At 70.1% G+C, this 22,808-nt stretch carries 11 protein-coding genes; 7 read left to right on the top strand and 4 right to left on the bottom strand.

Annotated elements, in window-relative coordinates:
* Window positions 1–42 precede the first annotated feature (42 nt).
* From WME89_RS20370 to WME89_RS20355, 4 genes are all read left to right on the top strand, one after another.
* Window positions 43–1,038: an ABC transporter permease gene (locus WME89_RS20370; protein WP_438011953.1), complete on the top strand. Its 996-nt coding sequence runs from the start codon at window positions 43–45 to the stop codon at window positions 1,036–1,038.
* 95 nt (window positions 1,039–1,133) lie between these two features.
* Window positions 1,134–2,144, top strand: a complete 1,011-nt coding sequence (gene yjfF, locus WME89_RS20365) for a galactofuranose ABC transporter, permease protein YjfF (protein WP_438010785.1) — start codon at window positions 1,134–1,136, stop codon at window positions 2,142–2,144.
* Window positions 2,145–2,600: 456 nt separating this feature from the next.
* Window positions 2,601–5,918, top strand: coding sequence for a glycosyl hydrolase 115 family protein (locus WME89_RS20360; protein WP_438010784.1), 3,318 nt, complete (start codon window positions 2,601–2,603; stop codon window positions 5,916–5,918).
* 109 nt (window positions 5,919–6,027) lie between these two features.
* Window positions 6,028–8,460, top strand: coding sequence for an alpha-glucuronidase family glycosyl hydrolase (locus WME89_RS20355; protein WP_438010783.1), 2,433 nt, complete (start codon window positions 6,028–6,030; stop codon window positions 8,458–8,460).
* Between the two features lie 375 nt (window positions 8,461–8,835).
* Here the strand turns inward: WME89_RS20355 and WME89_RS20350 are convergent, their stop codons facing one another.
* The gene (locus tag WME89_RS20350) at window positions 8,836–10,842 is read right to left on the bottom strand and encodes a c-type cytochrome (protein ID WP_438010782.1); all 2,007 of its coding nucleotides are present in this window, start codon (window positions 10,840–10,842) and stop codon (window positions 8,836–8,838) included.
* 330 nt (window positions 10,843–11,172) lie between these two features.
* Between WME89_RS20350 and WME89_RS20345 the strand changes: the two genes are divergently transcribed.
* Both WME89_RS20345 and WME89_RS20340 read left to right on the top strand, forming a co-directional pair.
* Window positions 11,173–14,016 (top strand): DNRLRE domain-containing protein, encoded by a 2,844-nt coding sequence (locus WME89_RS20345; protein ID WP_438010781.1) that lies wholly within the window; start codon window positions 11,173–11,175, stop codon window positions 14,014–14,016.
* A 232-nt stretch (window positions 14,017–14,248) separates the two neighbouring features.
* Window positions 14,249–14,647: a hotdog domain-containing protein gene (locus WME89_RS20340; protein WP_438010780.1), complete on the top strand. Its 399-nt coding sequence runs from the start codon at window positions 14,249–14,251 to the stop codon at window positions 14,645–14,647.
* A gap of 209 nt (window positions 14,648–14,856) precedes the next feature.
* Here the strand turns inward: WME89_RS20340 and WME89_RS20335 are convergent, their stop codons facing one another.
* Window positions 14,857–16,035 carry a cytochrome P450 gene (locus tag WME89_RS20335; protein WP_438010779.1) on the bottom strand — a complete coding sequence of 393 codons (1,179 nt, stop codon included), beginning with the start codon at window positions 16,033–16,035 and terminating at the stop codon, window positions 14,857–14,859.
* A 458-nt stretch (window positions 16,036–16,493) separates the two neighbouring features.
* Window positions 16,494–17,462 carry a LysR family transcriptional regulator gene (locus WME89_RS20330; RefSeq protein ID WP_438010778.1) on the bottom strand — a complete coding sequence of 323 codons (969 nt, stop codon included), beginning with the start codon at window positions 17,460–17,462 and terminating at the stop codon, window positions 16,494–16,496.
* Between the two features lie 45 nt (window positions 17,463–17,507).
* Between WME89_RS20330 and WME89_RS20325 the strand changes: the two genes are divergently transcribed.
* On the top strand, window positions 17,508–18,512 hold the full coding sequence (locus WME89_RS20325; protein WP_438010777.1) for a hypothetical protein: 1,005 nt from the start codon (window positions 17,508–17,510) through the stop codon (window positions 18,510–18,512).
* 162 nt (window positions 18,513–18,674) lie between these two features.
* On the opposite strand, the gene WME89_RS20320 is transcribed toward WME89_RS20325, so the two are convergent.
* A complete protein-coding gene (locus WME89_RS20320) occupies window positions 18,675–22,631 on the bottom strand; it encodes an ATP-binding protein (protein WP_438010776.1) in 3,957 nt (1,318 codons plus the stop codon).
* Between the last annotated feature and the right edge of the window lie 177 nt (window positions 22,632–22,808).

Here is a 22,808-nt window from a genome sequence, read left to right as displayed (position 1 = left end):
CTGCGCCGGCTCACGCGGAAGAGCACCTTCTGGCCGGCGGCGATGCTCGGGCTCCTGCTGCTCTTCAACCTCGTGAGCAGCCCTCGCTTCTTCGCGGTCACGGTGAAGGACGGCCATCTGTACGGCAGCCTCATCGACATCCTCAACCGCGCCTCGCCGCTCATGATCGTCGCCATGGGGCTCACCCTGGTGATCGCGACCCACGGCATCGACATCTCCGTCGGCGCGGTGGTCGCCATCTCGGGCGCTGTCGCGGCGGCGCTGATCGGCGGCCAGCTGGTGCTGAGCGGCGGGGCCGGCATGACGGACATGACGCAGTACCCGCTGCCTGTCGTCCTCTGCGGCGCGCTCGGCGTGGCGCTGGTCTTCGGCATGTGGAACGGAGCGCTCGTGTCGTTCCTCGGCATGCAGCCGATCATCGCGACGCTGATCCTGCTCGTCATGGGCCGTGGCGTCGCCCAGCTCATCACGAACGGCCAGATCATCACGATCTATTACAGCCCTTACCACGTCATCGGGAACGGCTTCTTGCTGGGCGTCCCTGTCGCGCTGTTCATCGTGGCCGGCGTGGGCGCCGTCCTCTGGCTCTTGACCCGCAAGACGGCGCTGGGCCTGTTCATCGAGGCGATCGGCGTCAACCCGGTCGCCTCGCGGCTGGCCGGGATCCGCGCGCGCTCGATCACCTTCGCCTGCTATGTCGTGTGCGGGCTGTGCGCCGGCATCGCCGGGCTCATCGTGAGCTCGAACGTCAAGAGCGCCGACGGCAACAACGCGGGCCTGCTCTTCGAGCTGGACGCCATCCTGGCCGTGGTCCTGGGCGGCACGTCGCTCTCCGGGGGCAAGTTCACGCTGGCGGGGAGCGTCCTCGGCGCCCTGATCATCCAGACGCTCACCACCACGATCTACTCGGTCGGCGTGCCGCCCGAGGTCAACCTGGTGGTCAAGGCGCTGGTCGTCTTCCTGGTGAGCATCCTGCAATCGCAGAAGGTCAAGGAGCTCATCGGGAGGCAGCGGGTGAGGAGGGTGGCCGTTCCATGAGCGACACAGCCGCAGCCACGGGGGCATCCATGAGCGACACAGCCGCAGCCACGGGGGCATCCATGAGCGACACAGCCGCAGCCACGGGGCCATCCATGAGCGACACAGCCGCAGCCACCCCCGGGCGATCCCTACGGCTCGACCCGAGGCACCTGCCGCTCGCCGTCACCGTCGGCCTCTTCGTCCTGATGTTCGGGGCCGGATCATGCCTGTTCGACGGCTTCTTCTCGCTGCAGGTGTTCCTCAACTTCTTCATCGACAACGCGTTCCTGGCGATCACCGCCATCGGGATGACGTTCGTCATCCTCTCCGGCGGGATCGACCTCTCGGTCGGCTCGGTCATCGCGCTGACGACGATGGTCTCGGCGTCGCTCGTCGAGCGGCACGGCGTCAGCCCGGCCGTGGTCATCCCGCTCGTCCTGGCCATGGGCGCGGGCATCGGCCTCGTGATGGGGTTGGTCATCCAGTACTTCGAGGTCCAGCCCTTCATCGTCACGCTGGCGGGCATGTTCCTGGCCCGCGGGCTTTGCTACCTCATCAGCATCGACTCCATCACGATCACCGACGGCTTCTACGTCGCCGTCTCGTCGCACCGCATCCCCTTCCTGTTCGGCACCGCGATCACCTGGAACGTGGTCATCGCGCTGGCGCTGTTCGCCGCGGCCATCTACCTCGCGCACTACACGCGCTTCGGCCGCACCGTCTACGCGATCGGCGGCAGCGAGCAGTCCGCCCTGCTGATGGGCCTCGCGGTGCCGAGGACCAAGGTGCTCATCTACACCTTCAACGGGTTCTGCTCGGCGCTCGCGGGCGTCGCCTTCACGTTCTACATGGTGTCCGGCTACGCGCTGCACGCCGGCGGCATGGAGCTGGACGCCATCGCCGCCGTCGTCGTCGGCGGCACCCTGCTGACCGGCGGCCACGGCACGGTGATCGGCACCCTCTTCGGCGTGCTCATCCTCGGGACCATCCAGACGCTCATCATGTTCGAGGGCACGCTCAGCTCCTGGTGGACGAAGATCGTCATCGGGCTCCTCCTCCTGGTCTCCTGCCTGCTCCAGCGGCTGCTCGCGCGACGCCCGGCCGGGGTCGCGCGAGGGGGATGACAGGAGCGCCTCCCTTGCTGGGCGAGGCGTGATCAGACCGGCACCCTCCGGGAATTTCTGAGCCTGATCAGTGAGCCGCGAGCCTGGGGACCCCAGCACGCCCTGTCCGCGGCAGCGCGCGACGATCGAAGACTGTCCATTCATCGACCGGGGAACTCAGGCGGATCGAGGCGAGTCGCGGGCGACGACGCGGCGCTTGAACACCGGAGAGCATCTGCGCGTTCGACCGTCGTTTCCACGCGCCCCTGGCGGCTCGGACCAGAGCGGAAGGCTCGCCGCGCCGGGCATTTGTAAAGTGGTTTGACAATCAGGGATCATCCCGCCGGCGGGCGCAGGCCCCGTCCTGCGCTGCAGCGTCATGGTCCCAAGAAGCAGCGTGTTTGTGCCCTGCTCGCGCATGCATGTCGCGCGCGCCGGCGGGAGTCCTTCCGCGTGAACAGTCGAGGAAGACAGCTCATGACGACCATCGAAGAAGATTGCAGCGCGAGCGAGCTGGCGCGGTTCAACGAGGGCGCCGCCCGCGCGGAGCGCTCCGGTCGCCCGTGCGCCGGCCCAGGCAGGCGAGCGCTCGGGGCGCTTCGGGGGAGCTTCAGGCCGATGCTGCGGACAGGGCTCCTGCTGGGGCTCCTGCCCCTCTCCCTGTCGGTGCTGGGGAGCTGCTCGACGCCTGACGGCACGCCGCCGACCTCCGGAGGTACGGGCGCGCAGCCAGGCGATCCGGGCACGCAGCCGGGCGATCCGGGCACGCAACCGGGCGATCCGGGCACGCAGCCGGGCGATCCGGGCACGCAGCCGGGCGATCCGGGCACGCAGCCGCACCCGGAAGATCCGGAGAAGTACGTCTCGTTCGAGCCCGGGCCCGACAGCTTCCCCCTTGTCGCCGGCGGCAAGGCCGCGCCGCTCGTCGTGAGCGCGAGCGACCACCCGGGTGTGATCCGGGTGGTGAACGACCTCAAGACCGACATCGGCCGGGTCACGCAGGTCGAGCCCGAGGTCTCGCTCGACGAGATCCCGGCGGCGGAGGACGTCGTGCTCATCGGGACCCTCGGCAGGAGCCCGCTCATCGACAGGCTGGTGAGCGAGAAGAAGCTCGACGTCACCGGCATCGAGGGCCGGTGGGAGACGTCGCTCCTCCAGGTGGTGAAGGATCCGCTGCCGGGCGTGCGCCGCGCGTTCGTGATCGCGGGCAGCGACAAGCGCGGGGCGATCTTCGGTGCGTACGACGTGTCGAGGAACATCGGCGTGTCGCCCTGGCACTACTGGGACGACGTCCCCGCCCACAAGCACAGCGAGCTCCACATCCTGCCGGGGCGCTACTCGCAGGGCGAGCCGAAGGTGAAGTACCGCGGCTTCTTCATCAACGACGAGAACCCCGCCCTCGGCACCTGGGCGCGCAACACGTTCGGCCCCGCGCCCAACTCGAGCGCCCCGAACGGCTTCGATCACGAGCTCTACGCCCATGTGTACGAGGTCATGCTCCGCCTCAAGGCGAACTACCTGTGGCCGGCCGTGTGGGGCAGGTCGCTCTTCGACGACGACCCCGAGAGCCAGGCGCTGGCCGCCGAGTACGGGATCGTGATGGGGACCTCGCACGAGGCCCCGATGATGCGGGCGCAGGACGAGTGGAACCGCCACGGGAGCGGGGAGTGGAACTTCGATAACAACCAGGAGTACCTGAAGAAGTACTGGGCCGACGGCATCCGGCGGATGAAGGACTACGAGAGCGTGGTGACCGTCGGCATGCGGGGCAACGGCGACCTGCCCATCGACAACGGCGGCAACATCGATCTGATGCAGCGGATCGTGCAGGCGCAGCGGCAGATCCTCACCGAGGTGACCGGCAAGGAGGTCACCACCATCCCGCAGGTCTGGACGCTCTACAAGGAAGTCCAGAGCTTCTGGGACGACGGCATGCGGGCGCCGGACGACGTGATCATCAACTGGTGCGACGACAACTGGGGCAACATGCGCGAGCTGCCCGACCTCTCGGCGGCGCCGCGGTCCGGCGGCTACGGGCTCTACTACCACTTCGACTACGTGGGCGGCGGCCGGAATTACAAGTGGGTGGACACCAACCTCCTCCCCAACATCTGGGAGCAGCTCCACCTGTCGTATCGCTACGGCGTCGATCGGCTCTGGGTGGTGAACGTGGGCGACATGAAGAACGACGAGCACCCGCTCGAGTTCTTCCTGGACTATGCGTGGAACCCCGAGCGGTGGCCGGTGGAGCGCATCCCTGTGTGGGAGCGGCAGTGGGCGGCGCAGCAGTTCGGGCCGGAGCACGCGGCCGAGATCGCCGAGGTCCTGACCATGTACTCCCGGCTGCAGTCGCGCCGGAAGCCCGAGCTGCTCAACCGGGCCATCACCGTCAAGGCGGGCGCCGACGTCGGCAGGGACCCGAACAACGCCATCGTCTACAGCGACGGGAGCCCCTTCAGCTTGATCCATTATAACGAGCTGGAGCGGGTCGTCGCGGAGTGGCAGGCGCTCGCGGCCGAGGCGGAGCGGCTCAACGAGGCGCTGCCGGCGGACCACCGTGACGCCTACTACGAGCTCGTGCTCTACCAGGTGAAGGCGAGCGCCAACCTCTACGAGCTCCGCCTGGCCGGCTTCAAGAACATCCTCTACGCCGCCCAGGGGCGCGCCGCGACCAAGGACATGGCCGAGGCCGCCCAGGCACGGCTCGCCGACGACAAGGCGATGTCCGCCTATTACAACGACACGCTCGCTGGCGGGAAGTGGAAGGGCTTCCAGACGCAGCCCAAGATCGGCTACGGCGGGAACTATCCGGACTCGGGCTGGCAGCAGCCGGAGAGGAACAACGCCGTCCTGGAGGACTTCATCTGGCCGGAGCTCAAGCAGATCAACGTCCCGCGCGCGGCGGACATGGGCGTGGCCATCACCGGGTCGGACAAGCACTGGCCCGCGGAGCGGACGGCCGCGGTGCTGCCCGAGCTCAGCCCGTTCCAGACCCAGCCGGCGCAGCACATCGAGGTCTTCAACCGCGGCCAGGAGCCGTTCGATTACACGATCGAGGCGGCCGTGCCCTGGGTGAGGGTGTCGCCGAACAAAGGCACCATCGAGAAGGAGGTGCGCGCGACGGTGAGCGTCGACTGGGACGCCGCGCCCACGGGGACCACGGAGGTGCCGCTCACGGTGACGGGCCCGGGCGGCAAGGCGGTGGTCGTCAAGGCCGTGGTCAACAACCCGGACGTGAACCGCGCGGAGCTCGAGGGGTTCGTGGAGAGCAACGGCTACGTGTCCATCGAGGCCGAGCACTTCACCCGCGCCGTGAGCGCGGACCCGATCACCTGGCAGCTGATCCCGCACATCGGCCGGACGGCGGGCGGAATGACGCCCTTCCCGGTCACGTCGCCGAGGCAGACGCCCGGCGGGGAGAGCCCGCGCCTCGAGTACGAGATGAACCTCTTCACCAGCGGCAAGGTGACTGTCTGGGCGTACCTGTCGCCGAGGAACAACGTGCTGCACAGCGACGGGCTGAAGTACGCCGTGTCGATCGACGACGGGCAGCCGCAGATCGTCAACGTCACCACGGCGCTCAACGGGGTCCCCATGAACAAGTCGTGGGAGAGGAACACCTCGGACAACGTGAACCTCACGTCGACCACGCACACCATCGCGCAGCCCGGCGCGCACGTGCTGAAGTTCTGGATGGTCGACCCGACCGTGGTGGTGCAGAAGATCGTGGTGGACACAGGCGGCCTGAAGCCGAGCTACCTGGGGCCGCCGGAGAGCTTCCGCGCGACGAAGTAACGAGGCCCTGGGCCCCTCTCCACTGGAAAGGTTGATGCAGATGACGCTTGCTCCGGAAAACGAGAATTCGAGTTGGACAGACGGGCCGCCCAAGAGACGGTCCCATTCGTTGAAGATCCAGAGATTTCCGCTCCTGCTTGTCGGGCTGCTGAGCATCGCGCTCGCGAGCGCCTGTTCCTCGAGCGGCGCCGATGAGCCGAGCGGAGGGACCGGCAGCGGCGGCGGCTCGAGCGGCACTGGCCCCGGCGCCTCGGTCGGCGGCGGCGACGGCACCGGCGCCTCGGGCGGAGGCGTCGTCGGGAGCGGGGGCGGCACCGGCGCGGGCACGGGAGGGGGCGAGAACACGGGCGGCGCGTCGGGCTCCGACGAGGAGTATCCCGTGCCGGGCTCCCTGCCGAACGAGACCGGCGCAGACCTCTGGCTCAGGTACCCGAAGCTCCCGATTCCGGGGCGCCTCGCGGAGTATCAGGCGGCCTTCAAGCGCGTGGTCAAGTCCGGGAGCGGCGCGAGCCTCGATATCGCCGAGGCCGAGCTCGTGAAGGGCCTGAGCGGCTTGACGGGCGGGACGGTCGAGACCGGCGCGGCCGTCGAGGGCCCTGGCGCCGTGGTGATCGGGACGGCCACGGCGAGCCTCATCAAGGACCTGCCGCTCGCGGCGCGCCTCGGAGCCCTGGGCCCCGAGGGCTACGTCGTCGAGACAGCGGACGTGGGAGGGCAGCCGGTGATCGCCGTGGCGGGCAACACGGAGGTGGGCGTGCTCTATGGCGCCTTCGCGCTCCTCCGGCACGCCCAGAGCCACAGCGCCCTCGCGCGGCTGTCGCTCAGCGGCTCGCCCAGGATCGAGCACCGCATCCTGAACCACTGGGACAACCTCGATCGCACCGTGGAGCGCGGCTACGCGGGCCGCTCCATCTGGGACTGGAGCGCGCTGCCGGGCACCCTCTCTCCCCGGTACAAGGACTACGCGAGGGCCAACGCCTCCATCGGCATCAACGGGACCGTGCTCACGAACGTGAACGCCAACGCGCAGGTCCTGACGCCATCGTACCTCACGAAGGTCAAGGCGCTCGCCGACGTCTTCCGCCCTTATGGCATCAAGGTCTACCTCACCGCCCGCTTCAGCGCCCCGATCGAGATCGGCAACCTGAGCACGGCCGATCCGACCAATGCCAGCGTCAAGCAGTGGTGGGTGAACAAGGTCAACGAGATCTACGAGCAGATCCCCGACTTCGGAGGCTTCCTCGTGAAGGCGAACTCCGAGGGGCAGCCGGGGCCTCAGGACTACGGGCGGACGCACGCCGACGGCGCCAACACGCTCGCCGACGCGCTCGCGCCTCATCAAGGCATCGTGATATGGCGCGCCTTCGTTTACTCGGACGACAGCCCGCCGGACCGCATCAAGCAGGCCTACGAGCAGTTCAAGCCGCTGGACGGCAAGTTCAAGAGCAACGTCCTCGTGCAGGCCAAGAACGGCCCGCTCGACTTCCAGCCTCGAGAGCCGTTCCATCCGCTGTTCGGGGCCATGCCCGAGACGCCCCTGGCCCTCGAGCTCCAGATCACGAAGGAGTACCTCGGCGAGGACACGCACCTCGCCTACCTCGGCCCGCTCTTCGAGGAGGTCCTCAAGGCGGACACCTACGCGGACGGCGAGGGCTCGACCGTGGCGCGGGTCATCGACGGCACCCTGCACGGCTACACGACCACCGCGATCGCGGGCGTCTCCAACGTCGGTGACGACGCGAACTGGACCGGGTCCCACATGAACCAGGCGAACTGGTACGTCTTCGGACGCCTGGCGTGGAATCCGGACCTCTCCTCGGAGGCCATCGCCGAGGAGTGGGTCCGCCAGACCTTCTCGAACGACCCCGTCGTCGTCACTCCGGTCGTTCAGGTGATGATGAGCTCCCACCAGGCGCTCGTCGACTACATGACGCCCCTCGGGCTGGTCCACATCATGGGCAGCGACCATCACTACGGGCCGGCGCCGTGGGTGAGCAACCTGACCCGCGCCGAGTGGAACCCGGTCTACTACCACAAGGCGGACGCCCGCGGCATCGGCTTCAACCGCTCGTCCTCGGGCAGCAACGCTGTCGCCCAGTACTTCGGGCCGGTAGGGCAGAAGTTCGGAAGCCGCGACACGGTGCCTGACGACTTCCTGCTCTTCTTCCACCACGTCGGCTGGCAGGACGAGCTGAGCTCGGGGAAGACGCTCTGGGAGGAGCTCGTCCATCGCTACAGCCGCGGCGTCGACGAGGTGGGGCTCATGCGAGAAGCATGGGAGTCCGTCGAGGGGCGTATCGACGGCCAGCGCTTCAAGGACGTGACCGACTTCCTGAAGATCCAGCACCACGAAGCGCGCTGGTGGCGCGACGCGTGCCTCTCCTACTTCGGCCAGGTCGGGAGCCTCCAGGTCCCGAGCGGGTATGCCCCCACGGCGAACTCGCTGAGCTTCTACCAGGGGCTCAGCTGCCCGTCCGACGTGAAGAAGCCCCGCTGCTCGCAGATCTACACGGGGGATCCGTCACCCGCCATCCTCCCCTGAGAGCGGCCCGCCAGCCCGGCGACCCGGAACCTGGTACCTCGTCCCCCGAAGCCGTCTCTGATTGCACGGGAGGACTGCGGCGCTGCCGAGCCCGGAAGCTGCTGCTCATCACGCGGCCCGGCAACCCTGCCGGCCACGTGACCCTCGCTACTGCAGCGCATTCTGGACTGATCATTCTGGAATGATCGGTCCAGAATGAGGCGCGAGAGCGAGGACTGCCAGGCTCCGGCATGGGGTCAACCCGTGCCGTGCGACCGACAGCGGCTACTACGCCGCCGGTCAGGAAGCTGGCGCCGTGCTCGGCGGCCGTCACGGGGTACCCGAGCGCTACGGCGCGCCGGCGCCGCTGGCCTCACGCACCTAACGTATGAGGTATCAGGCGCTGGAAGCGCTGCCCTGGGCGTCCGAGGCGCCGGAGGCGCGGCGGCCGCGAGACGCGCCGGCGAGCGCGAGCCCGAGCAGCGCCGCCTGCGCCAGGCACGTCTCCACCGCAGGGTAGACCCCGAGCGCCGCGAAGCGAGGGAGCGGCAATCCATGGACCGGGAGCAGCCCGCAGAGCTGGAGGGCGGCCACGCCGCGGCCGGCGAGCGGTGCGCACAGCAGACAGACGAGCCATGCGGGAGGGCTCGCCCAGCGGTGCGCGGCCGCCCGGCTCACGCGGATCACGAGCGCCGCGCCGGCGACGAGCAGCGCGAGCGCGAGCAGGGCACCGGCGACGGCGGGCGGCGACACCGGAAGGGACACGCCGAGCGCGGCGTCGAGCCCTGAGAACGCCGCGCCGAAGCTGGCCAGCAGCGCGGTCGCGAAGACGACGGCGCGAGCGCCCCGCGACAGGCCCTCTCGCGATGGCTCGCGCGGGCGCGGCTGCCGCGCGTCGCGCTGCAAGGCGAGCGCCGCCGCGCCGGCGACGGCGGCGACCGCGAGCGAGGTCGCCGCGCCTGCCACCAGCGTGCGCCAGAAGCCCGCCCCATGCCCGAGCGCCGCCGCGACCCAGGCGGCGAGCGCGAGCAGCAGCGCCGCGCCCGACGCGACGTGGACGACACGCCGGCTCCGGGACGGAGCGACGGCGGCGAGCGCGGCGAGGAAGAGCGCCGCGGCGGCGAGCTCGCGCAGCAGCAGGCGGCCCGATACGAGGGCCACGAGCCGACCCGGCGCGCGCCCGGACCGCGCGAGCGCTACCTCGGCATAGGTGGCGTCGCGCAGGAGCGTGGCCATGCCGGCGTCCAGCACGTCCGTGGTCGCGCCGGACGCGAGCGCCGCTCGCAGGGCGAAGTCGCCGTCGCCGAGGTCGTCCGCGAGCGCCTCCTTCACGGCGCGGACGCTCGCCTCGGCGGCGTCGATGCCGTCGAGCCGGGCCGTGTCGAGCGCCGCGCGCGCTTCGACGAGCCGACCCTCGCGCAGGGCGGCGCGCCCCCGGTCGAGCGCGGCGCGCGCGATGGAGAGGGGGGACGACGAGGCCTCGGGGGTATAGGGGACGCGCCGCCGGAGCTCCGCGAGGAGCGCCGCGTGCCGGTCGGCGGGGACCCCGCGCGCCGAGAGCTCGGCGCGGAGGTCCCCGTCGGAGCGGACCGCGAGCTCGACCACGGAGTAGCCCGGTAGATCGAGCGGCCGCGGGGCGGCGCCGGGCTGCGGGTGGTGGAGGCCGGCGACGTGGAAGGCGAGATCCCAGCGCTCGCTGGCCGTGAGAAAGGTGAACGGCACCATGGCCGTGCCGTTGACGCCGAACCGGACGGTGGACTCGACGGCCGTCGGCGCGAGCTGCTCGGCGACGGCCGCGTCGTGGAAGTTCGCCGGGTGCGGGACGAGGCTCGCCGCGCGCTTCGTATCGGCGTGCCCCGTCGGGCCGTGGCAGCTGGCGCAGTTCTCCTGATAGAGGGCCGCGCCGCGCTCCACGTCGGGCCGCGAGAGCGGCGCCTCCGCCAGCCGGAAGGCGGCGGCGACCCGGTCGCGCGCGGTCCTGGCCGCAATGGCGACCCGATCCGCAGAGACCTTCTCCTCGACGAGCGCGCGCACGTCGGCGACGCCCTGCGCAAGGTCCCCCGCCCCGCTCTCCAGCGCGGACGGCTGGATACGGGCGGCGATGTGGATCGCCTCGCCGAGCAGCGTCAGCTGCTCGTCGTACTCGATGGCGCTGGTGACGGCGCCGTCCGCCACGCAACCGCCATAATCCATGGCGACGTAGCCGAGCATATGAATGAGGCGGCGCGCCTCGACCTCGGCCGGCTCCCCCGCGTCCGCCAGCGCGAGACGCTCGCCGACGATCAGGACAATGGCCGGGGTGGCCAGCAAGGTAACCGCGCTGGCCGCGCTGGCCGCGCTGGCCGCGGCCAGCGCGGCCACCCTACCCACCTGGGCCAGGCGAAGCAGAAATCGGAATGACACACTTCCCTCATACAATCGAAAAGGAGTTCATGCTAGCTTCCCGCGGTTGTGCTGCGTCCCTTTGTTCAACGATAATGGTTTGAGGTCCTCCTGATCATGATCGCACCCCCTGACGCTCTGTGCGAGGTGCTCTCCGATTTAGGATGATAGTTCATGCGCGCCTGCGGTAAGGTGATAGCAGCGCGTCCACGTCCGATGCGCTGTTCGCGCGAGGTCTCAGGCGCGATGCGATCGATGACGGTGACCGCACCAGGAAGGTGCTCGGCTCGCCCATGGCGAGCTTTTGTCGGAGGCACGCGGGATGAATCAGGAAACACGGAGGGTGAAGCGATGAAATTGAACCCCGGACATCATCTGACCATCGCGTCGATGGCAGTGACGATGACGATGGCGTGGGCGGGACAGGCGGCCGCTCAGTCGGTGGTGAGGCAGCCCTACCTGCAATCGGTGACGCCCAGCTCGGTCTATGTCGTGTGGACGACCGACGTGGGCACGGACAGCCGCGTGCGCTACGGGACCGATCCAGCGAACCTGACGCAGACGGTGGACCTCGGCGCGCTCGCGACCCAGCACGAGGTGTTCATCGGGGGCCTCGCCCCGGACACCCGCTACTATTACAGCGTCGGCACGTCGAGCGCGGTGCTGGCCGGCGGCTCCTCCTCCTTCTACTTCGAGACCGCGCCGCCCGTGGCCACGCCGAAGAAGTTCCGGGCCTGGATCGTCGGCGACACAGGCTACAGCGGCAGCGCGCCCTGGGCGACGCGCGACGCGATGCTGGGCTTCGTCGGCGCGTACCGCCCCGACCTGTTCCTGCACATGGGGGACATGGCGTACAATTTCGGCACCACCGACGAGTTCACGAACGGCTTCTTCGCGCAGTACGCCACGATCCTCCGCAACACGGTGGTGTGGCCGACATTCGGCAACCACGAAGGCCTGAGCTCCGACTCGACGACGCAGACCGGCCCTTATTACACCGCCTACGTGCTCCCCAGCGCCGGCCAGGCCGGCGGGGTGCCTTCCGGGACGGAGGCTTACTACTCCTACGACTACGCGAACGTCCACTTCGTCGTCCTCGACGGCTACGGCTCCTCGCGCTGGTCGACCGGCGCGATGGCGAGCTGGCTCGCCGCCGATCTCGCCGCGACGGACCAGGACTGGATCGTCGCGTACATGCATTTTCCCATGTACACGAAGGGCAGCCACGACTCCGACGAGGACTGGCTGATCATCGAGCACCGGGAGAACCTCGCGCCGATCCTGGAGGCGGGCGGGGTGGACCTCGTGCTCGCCGGCCATTCGCACAACTACGAGCGCTCGTTCCTCGTGGACGGCGCCTACGACACGCCGACCACGGCGGCCGGGCACATCGTCGACGGGCGCGACGGCAAGCCGCTCGGCGACGGCCCCTACGTGAAGCTCCCCGGCAAAGGGGTCCACGAGGGGACGGTCCATGTCGTCGCGGGCCACGGCACCTACGTGGGCGGCGCCGGCGGCCACCCGCTCATGTACTTCAGCGAGCAGCAGAGCGGCTCGTGCCTCCTCGACGTCGAGGACAACCGACTCACGCTGTCCAACATCCGCTACGATGGCGTGATCAGCGATCGCTTCGCGATCGTGAAGGGACCGGCCCTCGACGTCGCCGCGCCCGACGGCGGCGAGCGCCTGCCCCCGGGCGGCATCTACCCGATCCGCTGGGCGACCTCGGGCAACGTCCCCACCGTGCGGCTCGAGTACACGACCAACGACGGCGCGACCTGGACCACGATCGCGAACAACGTCGCCAACACGGGCCGCTACAACTGGGTGGTTCCGTCCGTGGACACGACGGCGGCCCTCGTGCGCGTCTCCGACGCCGAGAATGTGCTGCTCTCCGACGAGAGCAACGCCGGCTTCACCATCCAGAGCCTCCCCCGCACGGCGGTTTACTTCGGCGATTACTGGGTCTACGACGACCAGGGCGTCGACCGGGGCGCCGCCTGGCGAGGCCTCACGTACGATGACTCCTCGTGGAAGGGGGGCTGGGGACAGCTCGGCTACGGCGACGGCGGGGAGACGACGGCCCTCTACCGGGCGACGCCTTCGTACCCCACCGCGTACTTCCGCAAGATCATCCCGATCGACGGGCCCGTCGCGCAGGCGACGATGAAGCTCATCCATGACGACGGCGTCGTCGTCTGGCTGAACGGCACCCAGGTGGCATCGAGGCGGGTATCCGGCACCGCCTACGGTGACTATGCAGGACAGGAGTCGCGCGAGGACGAGCTCACCACGGTGACGCTCTCCCCGAGCTCTTTCGTCGTCGGCAGCAACATCATCGCCGTGATGGTCAAGCAGTCGGCCCCCGCCTCGACCGACCTGTCCTTCGATATGGAGCTGACGCTCACGTACGCGCCGCCCGGCGGCGGGACCAGCAGCTCGACCACGAGCAGCTCGAGCGCTTCAAGCTCGACCAGCAGCAGCTCGAGCGTCTCGAGCTCGACCAGCAGCAGCTCGAGCGTCTCGAGCTCGACCAGCAGCTCGACGACGAGCAGCTCCAGCGCTTCCACCTCGACCAGCAGCAGCTCGAGCACGGGCAGTGTCATGATGAGCAGCTCGGTGAACGCGAGCAGCACGGGGTCGGGCGGCGCCGGCGGCGCGGGCCCGGGAGGCACGCCCGTGTGCAGGACCGTGCAGCGCGGCGTCTTCGGCACGGTGTGGGACGCGACGCTCTGGTCGGGCTCGCCGACCTACCAGGACGGGGCGTACACGTCGATCTACTCGGGCGGCGGGGGCACCGGGGCCTTCCGTACTGCGCTGCTCTGGTTCGACCTCTCGTTCATCCCCGCAGGCGCGCCGGTCTTCTCGGCCACCTTGACGATCAACCAGGTGTACAAGATGCCGCTGACCCTCGTCCGCCTCCACCAGGCCCTCGCGCCCTGGGGCGAGACGACGGTGAGCTGGTCCAGCTACAATCAGAGCTGGGATCCGCTCAGCTTCGCGTCGATCATCTCCGGCAACGGCGCCGGCGATCGGACCGCCGATCTCACGGACATGGTGACGGACTGGGTGAACGGCGTCCCGAACTACGGCATCGTGCTGGAAGAGGACGCGACGGCTTCGACGCAGTGGCGGGCCAGCGAGGACACCACGCCGTCGCGCCGCCCGCGCCTCGAGGTCTGCTACGCGCAGTGACAGCGCGGGATAGCGCCCCTCCGGGCATCGCCTTCTGATCTCATCACCTCATCGAGCCCGCCGGTCTGCGCCGTGAGCGGCCCCCGGCGCTCCGCCTCGGACCTCCGGGTCTGCCGGCGCCACGACCACGACGCGCGCCGCTGGACCGGGTACGATGGCAGGCCCACGTCGGAGAGGCGCCCGATCCACGAGGGCGTGACGCGGCGGGCTGCAGGGCAGGAGGATGGGATTCATGAGGCGTGAGCGTCCCTTTCAGGTCGGCGAGGTGTCGTCGTTCGAGCGTCGCTTCACGGACGAGGACGTCCTCGAGTTCCAGCGCATCTCCGGCGACGCCGGCCGGCATCACGCCCGGCCTGACGCGCAGGGCAGGCGCGTCGTGCACGGCCTGCTCACGGCGACGCTCCCGACGCGGCTCGGCGGCGACATCGATTTCCTCGCGCGGGAGATGCAGTTCGATTTCCTCCGGCCCGTCTTCACCGGGGACACGGTCCGCTGCGAGATGACCATCACCGAGGTCGCGCCGGAGGCGGGGCGCGTGCGCCTCGCGCTGAGCGGCAGCTGCTGGAACCAGGACGGGAAAGAGGTGCTGCGCATCCACGCCCGGGGCGTGGTGCTGGACGAAGGGGCGTGAGGGCGGTGCTGCGCGCGCGCTCGGTCCACTGGCTCGATCACGCGGCGGGCGTGCTGACCCGCCGGCGCCGGCTGTTCACCGGCGGCTGGGGGGACGAGGGCGTGCTCGAGAAGGTGCCGGCCATCGCGCGCTTCTCGGAGAACTGCAGGCCGGTTCTTTTCGAGGCAAGGCCAGGCGGCCGTCTCGGCGCTCCCGATTGCTTCACCCGGTCACATGAGCAGCGCCGGGATCCGGTCGGGCCCAAAGGCGGCCGAGCCGCGTGACGACGTCGAGAACACCGGCCGCACCGCCGGATCGGCCCGCAGCGCCGGGAAGCGCTCGAGCAGGAGCGACACGCCGACCCGCGCCTCCATGCGCGCGAGCGGCGCCCCGACGCAGTAGTGTGGCCCCGCGCCGAAGTGCAGCAGCCCCACGGGCCGCCGCCGGATATCGAACACCTCCGGGCGTGGGTAGGCCTGCTCGTCGTAATGGAGAGCGGTGAGCGACAGGTACACGATCGTCCCCGCGGGCAACGTCTCGCCGGCGATCGTGGCCTCGCGCTCGACGAACCGCACGATCCCGGTCGCGCTGCTGCACCAGCGGGTCGACTCCTCGATGGCCTGCGGCAGGAGCGAGGGCTCCTGGCGCAGATCGGCCATCGCGTCGGGGTGGGCGAGCAACGCCGTCATCAGGTTGGCGAGCATCCAGCTCGTCGTCTCATAGCTGCCGAGAATCAAGGTGAGCACGACGCCCTCGCACGCGTCGACGCCGCCCAGCCCCTCCGCGGCGATCGCGCGCGCGATCTCGCCGAGCAGCGTATCGCTCGGGTGCGCCATCTCGCGCTCCGCGATCTCGCGGAGCTGCGCGCGCATCGCGGCGTGGGCGCTCCGCCCCTCGGCCACGATGTCGGGGGCCTGCGGCATCACCACGCTGCGGATCATCTTGCGAATCAGCACGTCGTTCTCGGCGATCCTCTCCTCCTGCATCCCGAAGAGGGCGCTCGTCACGCCCATGGGTATCGCGCACGCGAAATCGTCGAACAGGTCCGCCCTCTCCTTCCGCGCGAGCCTGTCCACGACCCTGCGCGCCACGGGGGTCACGAACGCCTCCTCGTAACGGGTGACCACGCGTGGCGAGAGGACCGCGTTGAAGAGGCGCCGCGTGCGCGTGTGCGCCGCGCCGTCGAGCGCCACCAGCGACCCTTTCATGATCCCGATGTCGTAGGCGCGGGTGCTGAACGTCTCGGTGTCGCGCAGCACGGCGGACACGTCGCTCCCGCGGAGCACGACCGGCAGGCCGAGCCCCTCGTCGAGATAGACCGGGTGCTCCTTCGACGCCGCGGCGAGATGGACCCCGAACGCACGGGGATCTTCGGAAGTGAGCGAAAATAGATTTTTGCGTACTAACATACATTGATCCATGTATGCCGTTCCGGATCACGGATCAAGACACCTGTCTGTTCGTCACCGCGCCTGGAGCTCGACTGGGACGATCAGGGAACCAGGTAGGTTGTTCCGCGTCGGCCCAACGTGGGCGTATGTGGGCGAGGAGCGCTGCGTCGTGCCAGCTCGGCGCCCTGCGGGCAGGTGCGCGAAGCGCGCCCGACCGTCAGTCCGCAAGCCCTTGTCTGGCTGCCCTGCGCCACGCAGTTCACATATCTTCGCCAGGCTCACGAACGCGTGTGTGCCAACCGAGACATGTTCCGGCGCGGTGACCAATACTATATCTCAGGAGCGCGTGAGATTGCCGAAGGCTGCACCGGAGGTCGCGCTGCAGCGGAGGAGCGAGGCGGCGCCTCGAGACGGAGCTGCCTGCCGGCCGGGAGCTCACGACGGCGGCCCCGCGCCCAGGGGATGCTTCCCTCCGGCTACCCCAACCTGGGTCGGGTCTCAGCCTGGGCCGGTTCCGCCCGCAGCGTCTCCAGGATCACCCTCCGCAGACACGCGCCGGCAGGGTCCTTGTGCGTCCGCTCGTGCCACGCCAGCCACATCTCGTGCCCGAGGTCCGCCACGGGCAGCTCGATGAGCCGGACCGGGAGGTGCGACCCGAGCGCCACGGCCACGCGACGAGGCATGAACGCCACCAGGTCGCTGCCCGCCGCCGCCATCGCCGCGGCCGCGAACCCGGGGACCACCAGGGCGATCCGGCGGACCAGGCCCTGCGCGCGGAAGGCCTGCTCGACCAGGGCGTGACCCCGACCCGGACGGCCGAGCGGGATGTGCACGTCGATGAAGCCGAGCCGCGGGAAGGTGCCCCGCGTCAGCCGCTTGCCCACGATCGGGTGATCGCGGCGGACCACCCCGACCGTCGGATCCCGGTAGAGCGGCGCGACGCGCAGCCCCGGGTCGCGCTTCCGCATCCCGATCGCCGCGTCGATCCCGCCCGCGGACAGGCCCCCCGACGCCACCAGGTAATCGATGCTCACCACGCGGAGCCGCGCGAGCGGCATCTCCCGCGCGAGCGCCGCCGCGACGGGCGGCACGTCCGCGATCTGCGAGTTGTCGGCGCACGCGAGCGTGAGCTCCCGGGTCGACGTGCGCGGATCGAACGTCCTCCGGTGCTCGATCATGGACCGCAGCTGACCCATCGCCGCGGCGAGCTCCGGCAGCAGCTCCTCCGCCGCCGGCGTCGGCGCCATGCCGCGGCCGTCACGCACGAGCAGCGGATCGCCGAGGAGCTCGCGCGCCCTCGCGAGCGCGTTCGACACCGCCGACTGCGTGACGCCGAGCCGCCGCGCGGCGCGCGTCGCGCTGCGCTCCTCCAGCGTGACAGCGAGCACGTGGAGCAGGTTGAGGTCGATGGTCGAGAGATTCACCACGGTGATGAGATCTATCACGAACCATCACTGGAGATGGCACGTGGCGCCTGCGTAGATACGGCCATGTCCACACGAGAGAGAGGCCCGACACACGCGCAATGCGCTCTTCTCTGGCTCGCCGTCGCCGGGCTCGCCGCCTCCGGCTGCGACGATTTCCGCCAGTGCGATCCGCCCGACCCGGAGCGCCAGGCCGAGCTGCCCGCGGCGCTATCGCAGACCGGCCTCTACGCCGACATCGCCGCGGGCACGGTCGCGAGCGACGTCGTGACCTACGAGCCCGGGTTCGAGCTCTGGAGCGACGGCGCGGAGAAGCGGCGGTTCCTCCGGCTGCCGCCCGGGGCGCAGATCGACACGAGCGATCAGGATGCGTGGCAGTTCCCCGACGGGACCCGCTTCTGGAAGGAGTTTCGCAGGGACGGCGCGCTCGTCGAGACACGCCTGCTCGCCAAGGTGGGCTCCGCCCCCGAGGACTGGGCCGCGGTCGCCTACGTCTGGAACGCCGAAGGCACCGACGCGCTCGCGACCCCCGGCGGCGCCGACGACGCGCGCGGGACACCGCACGACGTGCCCGGGGCGGCCGAGTGCATGGGCTGCCACGGCGGGACGGAGAGCCGCGTGCTCGGGTTCTCCGCGATCCAGCTCGCCTCGAGCCAGGGCGAGGTCGACCTCCGCGAGGTCGCGGCCCGCGGGATGCTGTCGGATCCGCCGCGCCAGCCGATCGAGCTGCCCGGAGACGCCGTGGCGCGCGCCGCCCTCGGCTGGCTGCACGCGAACTGCAGCCATTGCCACAACAAGCGCCGCCCGGAGAGCGACGGGGCGCGCTGCTACGACCCGGAGCGCCGCTTCGATTTCACGCTCCGGGTCGCCGAGCTCGCGTCGGTCGAGTCGACCGCCACGTACCGAACCGCCGTGGGCACGGTGATTCACGCGGGCGATCCCGACGAGAGCGACGTGATCGAGCGCGCCCGGAGGCGCGATCCGGACTGGCCCTCGATGCCGCCCCTCGGCACCGAGATCGTCGACGAAGCTGGCCTCGCGGCGCTGCGCGCCTGGATCCGCGGGCTCTAGCTTCGCGTGTCAGTTGAGCTCCTGCTCGTCCGTCGATCCGCCGGACGCTGAAGTGCTCATCGACGGCAAGTCCATCGGTCGGACCGCGCGGACCTACAAGCTGTTACGCGAGCCCGGACGACGCATGGTGCGAGCCCGGGCACCGGGCCGCGACGACGCCTTTCACGCGTTCAACGGCGAGCCCGCGCGACTTTGGTCCTGCGTGGGGGGCGCGAGCGCGGCGCAGAGCTCGCGCAGGCGGTACGTCTCGGCCAGCGCCCGCACCTCGCCCACCCACGAGGAGAGCCGCGCGTCCTCCGCCTCGAGCGCGTTCAATCCCTGGAGCAGCTCCGGGATGCGCCCCCGATCGGCGAGGTCGGACAGCCGCGCGCGGACCTCCGCGGGCGGCTCGATCCGTGGCGCGGGCGCCTCCGCCCCTGTCGCCTCTACCGCTGTACGCGGGGCGCGGATCCAGGTGAGGCCGAGGCGCCGCCCGAGCACCTCGAAGAGCTCCGAAAGGCGCACCGGCTTGGGGAGGAATTCGTCGCACCCGGCCTCCCTGGCGCGCATTCGTTGCTCCTCGTCCACGCTCGCGGAGGAGGCGACGAGGGGTAACCCCGCGAGCGCGGGCAGGTGGCGCAGCCGGCGCGCGACCTCCTCGCCGCGGAGGTCCGGCAACGCGAGGTCGAGGATCAACAGGTCGGGCCGCTGCTCCTGGCATAGCGCGATGGCCCCCACGCCGTCCTCGGCCTCCTCCACCGCGAACCCGAGCGGCCCGAGCGCGTCGCGCAGAAAGGCGCGGTTATTCTCGTTGTCATCGACGACGACCACCCTGCGCCGCGCGCCCTCGTAGCCGGTGAAGATCTCGGAGGGGCGCTCCTCGGCCGCCTGTGCCCGCTTCGCGATGGCGGGCAGGCGCACGGCCACCGTGAAGGTGCTGCCTTCGCCGGGCGCGCTCTGCACCTCGATGCGCCCGCCCATCTGCTCCACGATCTTGCGGCTGATCGACAGCCCGAGCCCGGCGCCCTGGGCGCGCGCGCGCCGATCGCCGGATTGCTCGAAGGGCTGGAAGATGCGCGCGACGTCCGCAGGCGCAATCCCCGGCCCGGTGTCCTGGACATGAAAGAAGAGCTCCTCGCCCCGGGCCTCCACGCGCAGGGTGACGCTCCCCTCGCGGGTGAATTTCACCGCATTGCCGAGCAGGTTCAAGAGCACCTGGGTGAGCTGCTTCTCGTCGGCCCGCACCCACGCAGGCGCGCCGTCGGCGGGCAGGTAATGGCAGGCGAGCCCCTTGGCCTCGGCCCGCACCCGGCAGAGGTCCACCACGCTCTGCAGGAGCAGGGGCAAATGGACGTCCCCCGGAACGAGCTCCAGCTTGCCGGCCTCGATGCGGGCGAGGTCGAGCACGTCGTCGATGAGCGCGAGCAGGTGCTCGCCCGACCTCTGCACGACGCCGAGCCCGGCCTGGCTCTCCCGGGGGAGCCCCGGCGTGCGCGCGACGAGCTGCGTATAGCCGAGGATGCCATTGAGCGGCGTGCGCAGCTCGTGGCTCATGCTGGCGAGGAACGCCGATTTGGCGCGGTTCGCCGCGTCGGCTGCCTCCTTGGCCGCCCGAAGCTCGGCCGTGCGCAGCTCGACCTGCTGCTCGAGCTCCCGGTTGCGCGTCGCGAGCGCCCGTAGCCGCAGGCGCACGCCTACGTAGACGACCCCCGCGAGCGCGAAGGCATACCCGAGATACGCCCACCACGTCCGCCAGGGCGCGGGCTCGACCCGGAAGGCGATCGACGCCGGTCCTGAGATGTTGCCCGTGGAATCGCGTCCCCAGACCTGGAAGGTGTATGCGCCGGGGGAGAGGTTCGTGTACCTCGCCTTGGCGTCCGTGGTCCATTCGATCGGCGATGGGTCGAACCCCACCATCTGCACGCGATAACGTGTGTCGCGCTCGCGGAACAGTGAGAGGAGCGCGTAATCGAACGAGACGGTGTTCTGGTTCCAGGCGAGCCTCGCGCCGGAGACGAGCGACCGCGCGCCGCCCTGCGCGCGCGCCGCGGACAAGACGAGCGGCTTGGGCGTGTCGTCTGCGACCTCCTCCGCCGGATCGAAGACAGCCGCGCCGCTCATCGCGCCCACCCAGATGCGGCCGCGGCTATCGACGAACGAGCCATTCATGTTGCACTCGTTGGTCGGCAACCCATCTTCGGTCGTGAAGGTGTAGAGGGAAAACTCCGCCGGGTCGTCCTGCGTGGGCGCGCGAGGGGTGAGGCGCGCGACGCCGCGATTGGTGAAGAGATAGACCCGACCTCGCGCGTCCGCGCGCACCTGATAGATGGTGTCGTCCGGCAGCGCCGGCCGACTGTCGGAATCGAGCACCGGTCGCCACGCCTCCGCGTCGAGATCGTAGCGCGCGGCGCCTCCGCCCATCGTGCCAATCCAGAGCACACGCGCGCCATGCGTGTCGCGTAACTCCGAAAGAGCCGTGATGAAATCCCCGCCGAGCGGCGCGCTCGTCGTCGTGTAGCTCTTCCACTGACCGTCCTCGAGCCGGGACAACCCTTGGCACGTGCCGAACCACGTGATCAGCTTGCCGTCAGGGCGCGTGGTCTCGAGGACGGTGGTGACCCGGTCATCGAGGATCTGCGTGTTTTCCCGCCTGAAGCCCTGCCACGTGCCCGACGCGTCGAGGCGCGCGGCGCCGCCGCCGAGCGTCGTGACCCAGAGCCCGCGCCCGTCCAGCGACTCGCGCACGTCGCTGACGTTCCCGCGCGGCATGGGAGAGTTACGCGGGTGGTACGTCGTGATGCGCCCGTCTTCCCAGCGGTGGAGGTGGAAGGAATCGTCACCGAGCCAAACCACGCCAGGCTCGCGTCGTGAAGCGAGGACCACGGTGATGCTAGCGGTCAGCCCCCCGAGCGCGTCGGGTGGGGCGAGCGGCGAGAAGCCTTGCTTGGAGGACCGCATCACGGTGCCGTCGTCCATGCCAAACCAGAATTCGGACGTGCCGTCCCGAGAGGGCACCTCGGCGATCCCGTAGACCGCGCCGGAGAGGGGCGAATTTCGCGGCGTGAACGCCGTCCACCCATCGGGGCGCAATCGGGCGAGGCCGCCGGTGTTGGTGCCGAGCCACAGCACCCGCCCGCCGTGCGCGCCTCCGCTCGGGGAGAGCACCATGACGTGATCGTCCGGCATGCCCGAGTTCGCCTTCGTCATCACCGTCCACGCGGGGCCCCGCAGGCGTGCGAGGCCGCCGCCGTAGGTGCCGATCCACAGCGTCCGCTCTCCGACGCCGCTCACCGTCTCGGCGAGCGCCAATACTTCCTTGGCGGGCAGCGGCGAATTCGTCGTCGTGAATTGCTCCCAGCGACCGTCCGCGTGACGAGCGAGGCCATTCATCGTACCGGCCCAGAGCTCCGGCCGGCCCCCGTCGCCGGTCGTCGCGACGAGGGCAGTGACGATGGGATCGGGCAACCCATCCGCGGTGGTGGCAAACGGTTTGCAATGGTCGGCCTCGCAATGGAAGAGCCCCGCGCTCGTGCCTACCCAGAGGGTCGGCTCGCCGCTGGGGAGCTTGCCTTCGCGCACGGCGATGGCGGCGGTACGCTCGAAGCCTGGCCCGAGCTCGATCCGGCGAAAGCGCTCCTTTTCGTCGTCGAAGCGATAAAGGCCGCCCTGCGTGCCCGCCCAGAGCGCGCGCCCTCCGCCCTCGTGCGTCTCGACGATGGTGGACACGTGCTTGCCCACCTCCAGCCCCTCGGCCGTCCCGAAGCGCGTGAACCGCTCGCCTGCATAACGGAAGATCTCGCCCGAATCCAATCCGAACCAAACGGCGCCGTCCTGCGTCGCGGCGAGCGACTGCACCCAGGCTGCGGACCCCGCGGTCGGGAGCGGCAAGACCGTGAAGCGCTGGCCATCGTGGTAGGCCGCGCCGCCCTGCGTACCGATCCACAGGTGGCCGTCGGGCGCGAGGGCGATGGCATTGACGCTGCTCTGGGGCAGGCCGTCATCCGTGCCGAAGGAGCGGATCATGGGGACGCCGAGCTCCGCGACGTCGGCGGCGGAGGATGCGCGCGCCAGCGCCAGGACGAGCGCGAAGACGGGCCCGGCGAGCGCGTGGCGGCCACGGAAGACGGAGCGGCTGGTCACGGGGCGGGATGGTACCTCGGACGGCGCGACGTTCCGAGCGAGCGCGTTGGGCGCGATGGGCGCCCACACCCGCGCCGGTGTTGCGCCCTTCAGGTTCCACACGACGGCGGATCTCAGCCCCACCAGAGCGCATCGCCCGGATGGCGGTGGGCGGGCACGCGCAAATGAACGCGTACG

Origin of the sequence: Sorangium sp. So ce321 (assembly GCF_051530195.1) — a bacterium.
Classification (GTDB): Bacteria; Myxococcota_A; Polyangia; order Polyangiales; family Polyangiaceae; genus Sorangium.
The sequence above is the reverse complement of the archived record's forward strand: the minus strand, read 5'-3'. Positions and strand labels throughout refer to the sequence as shown.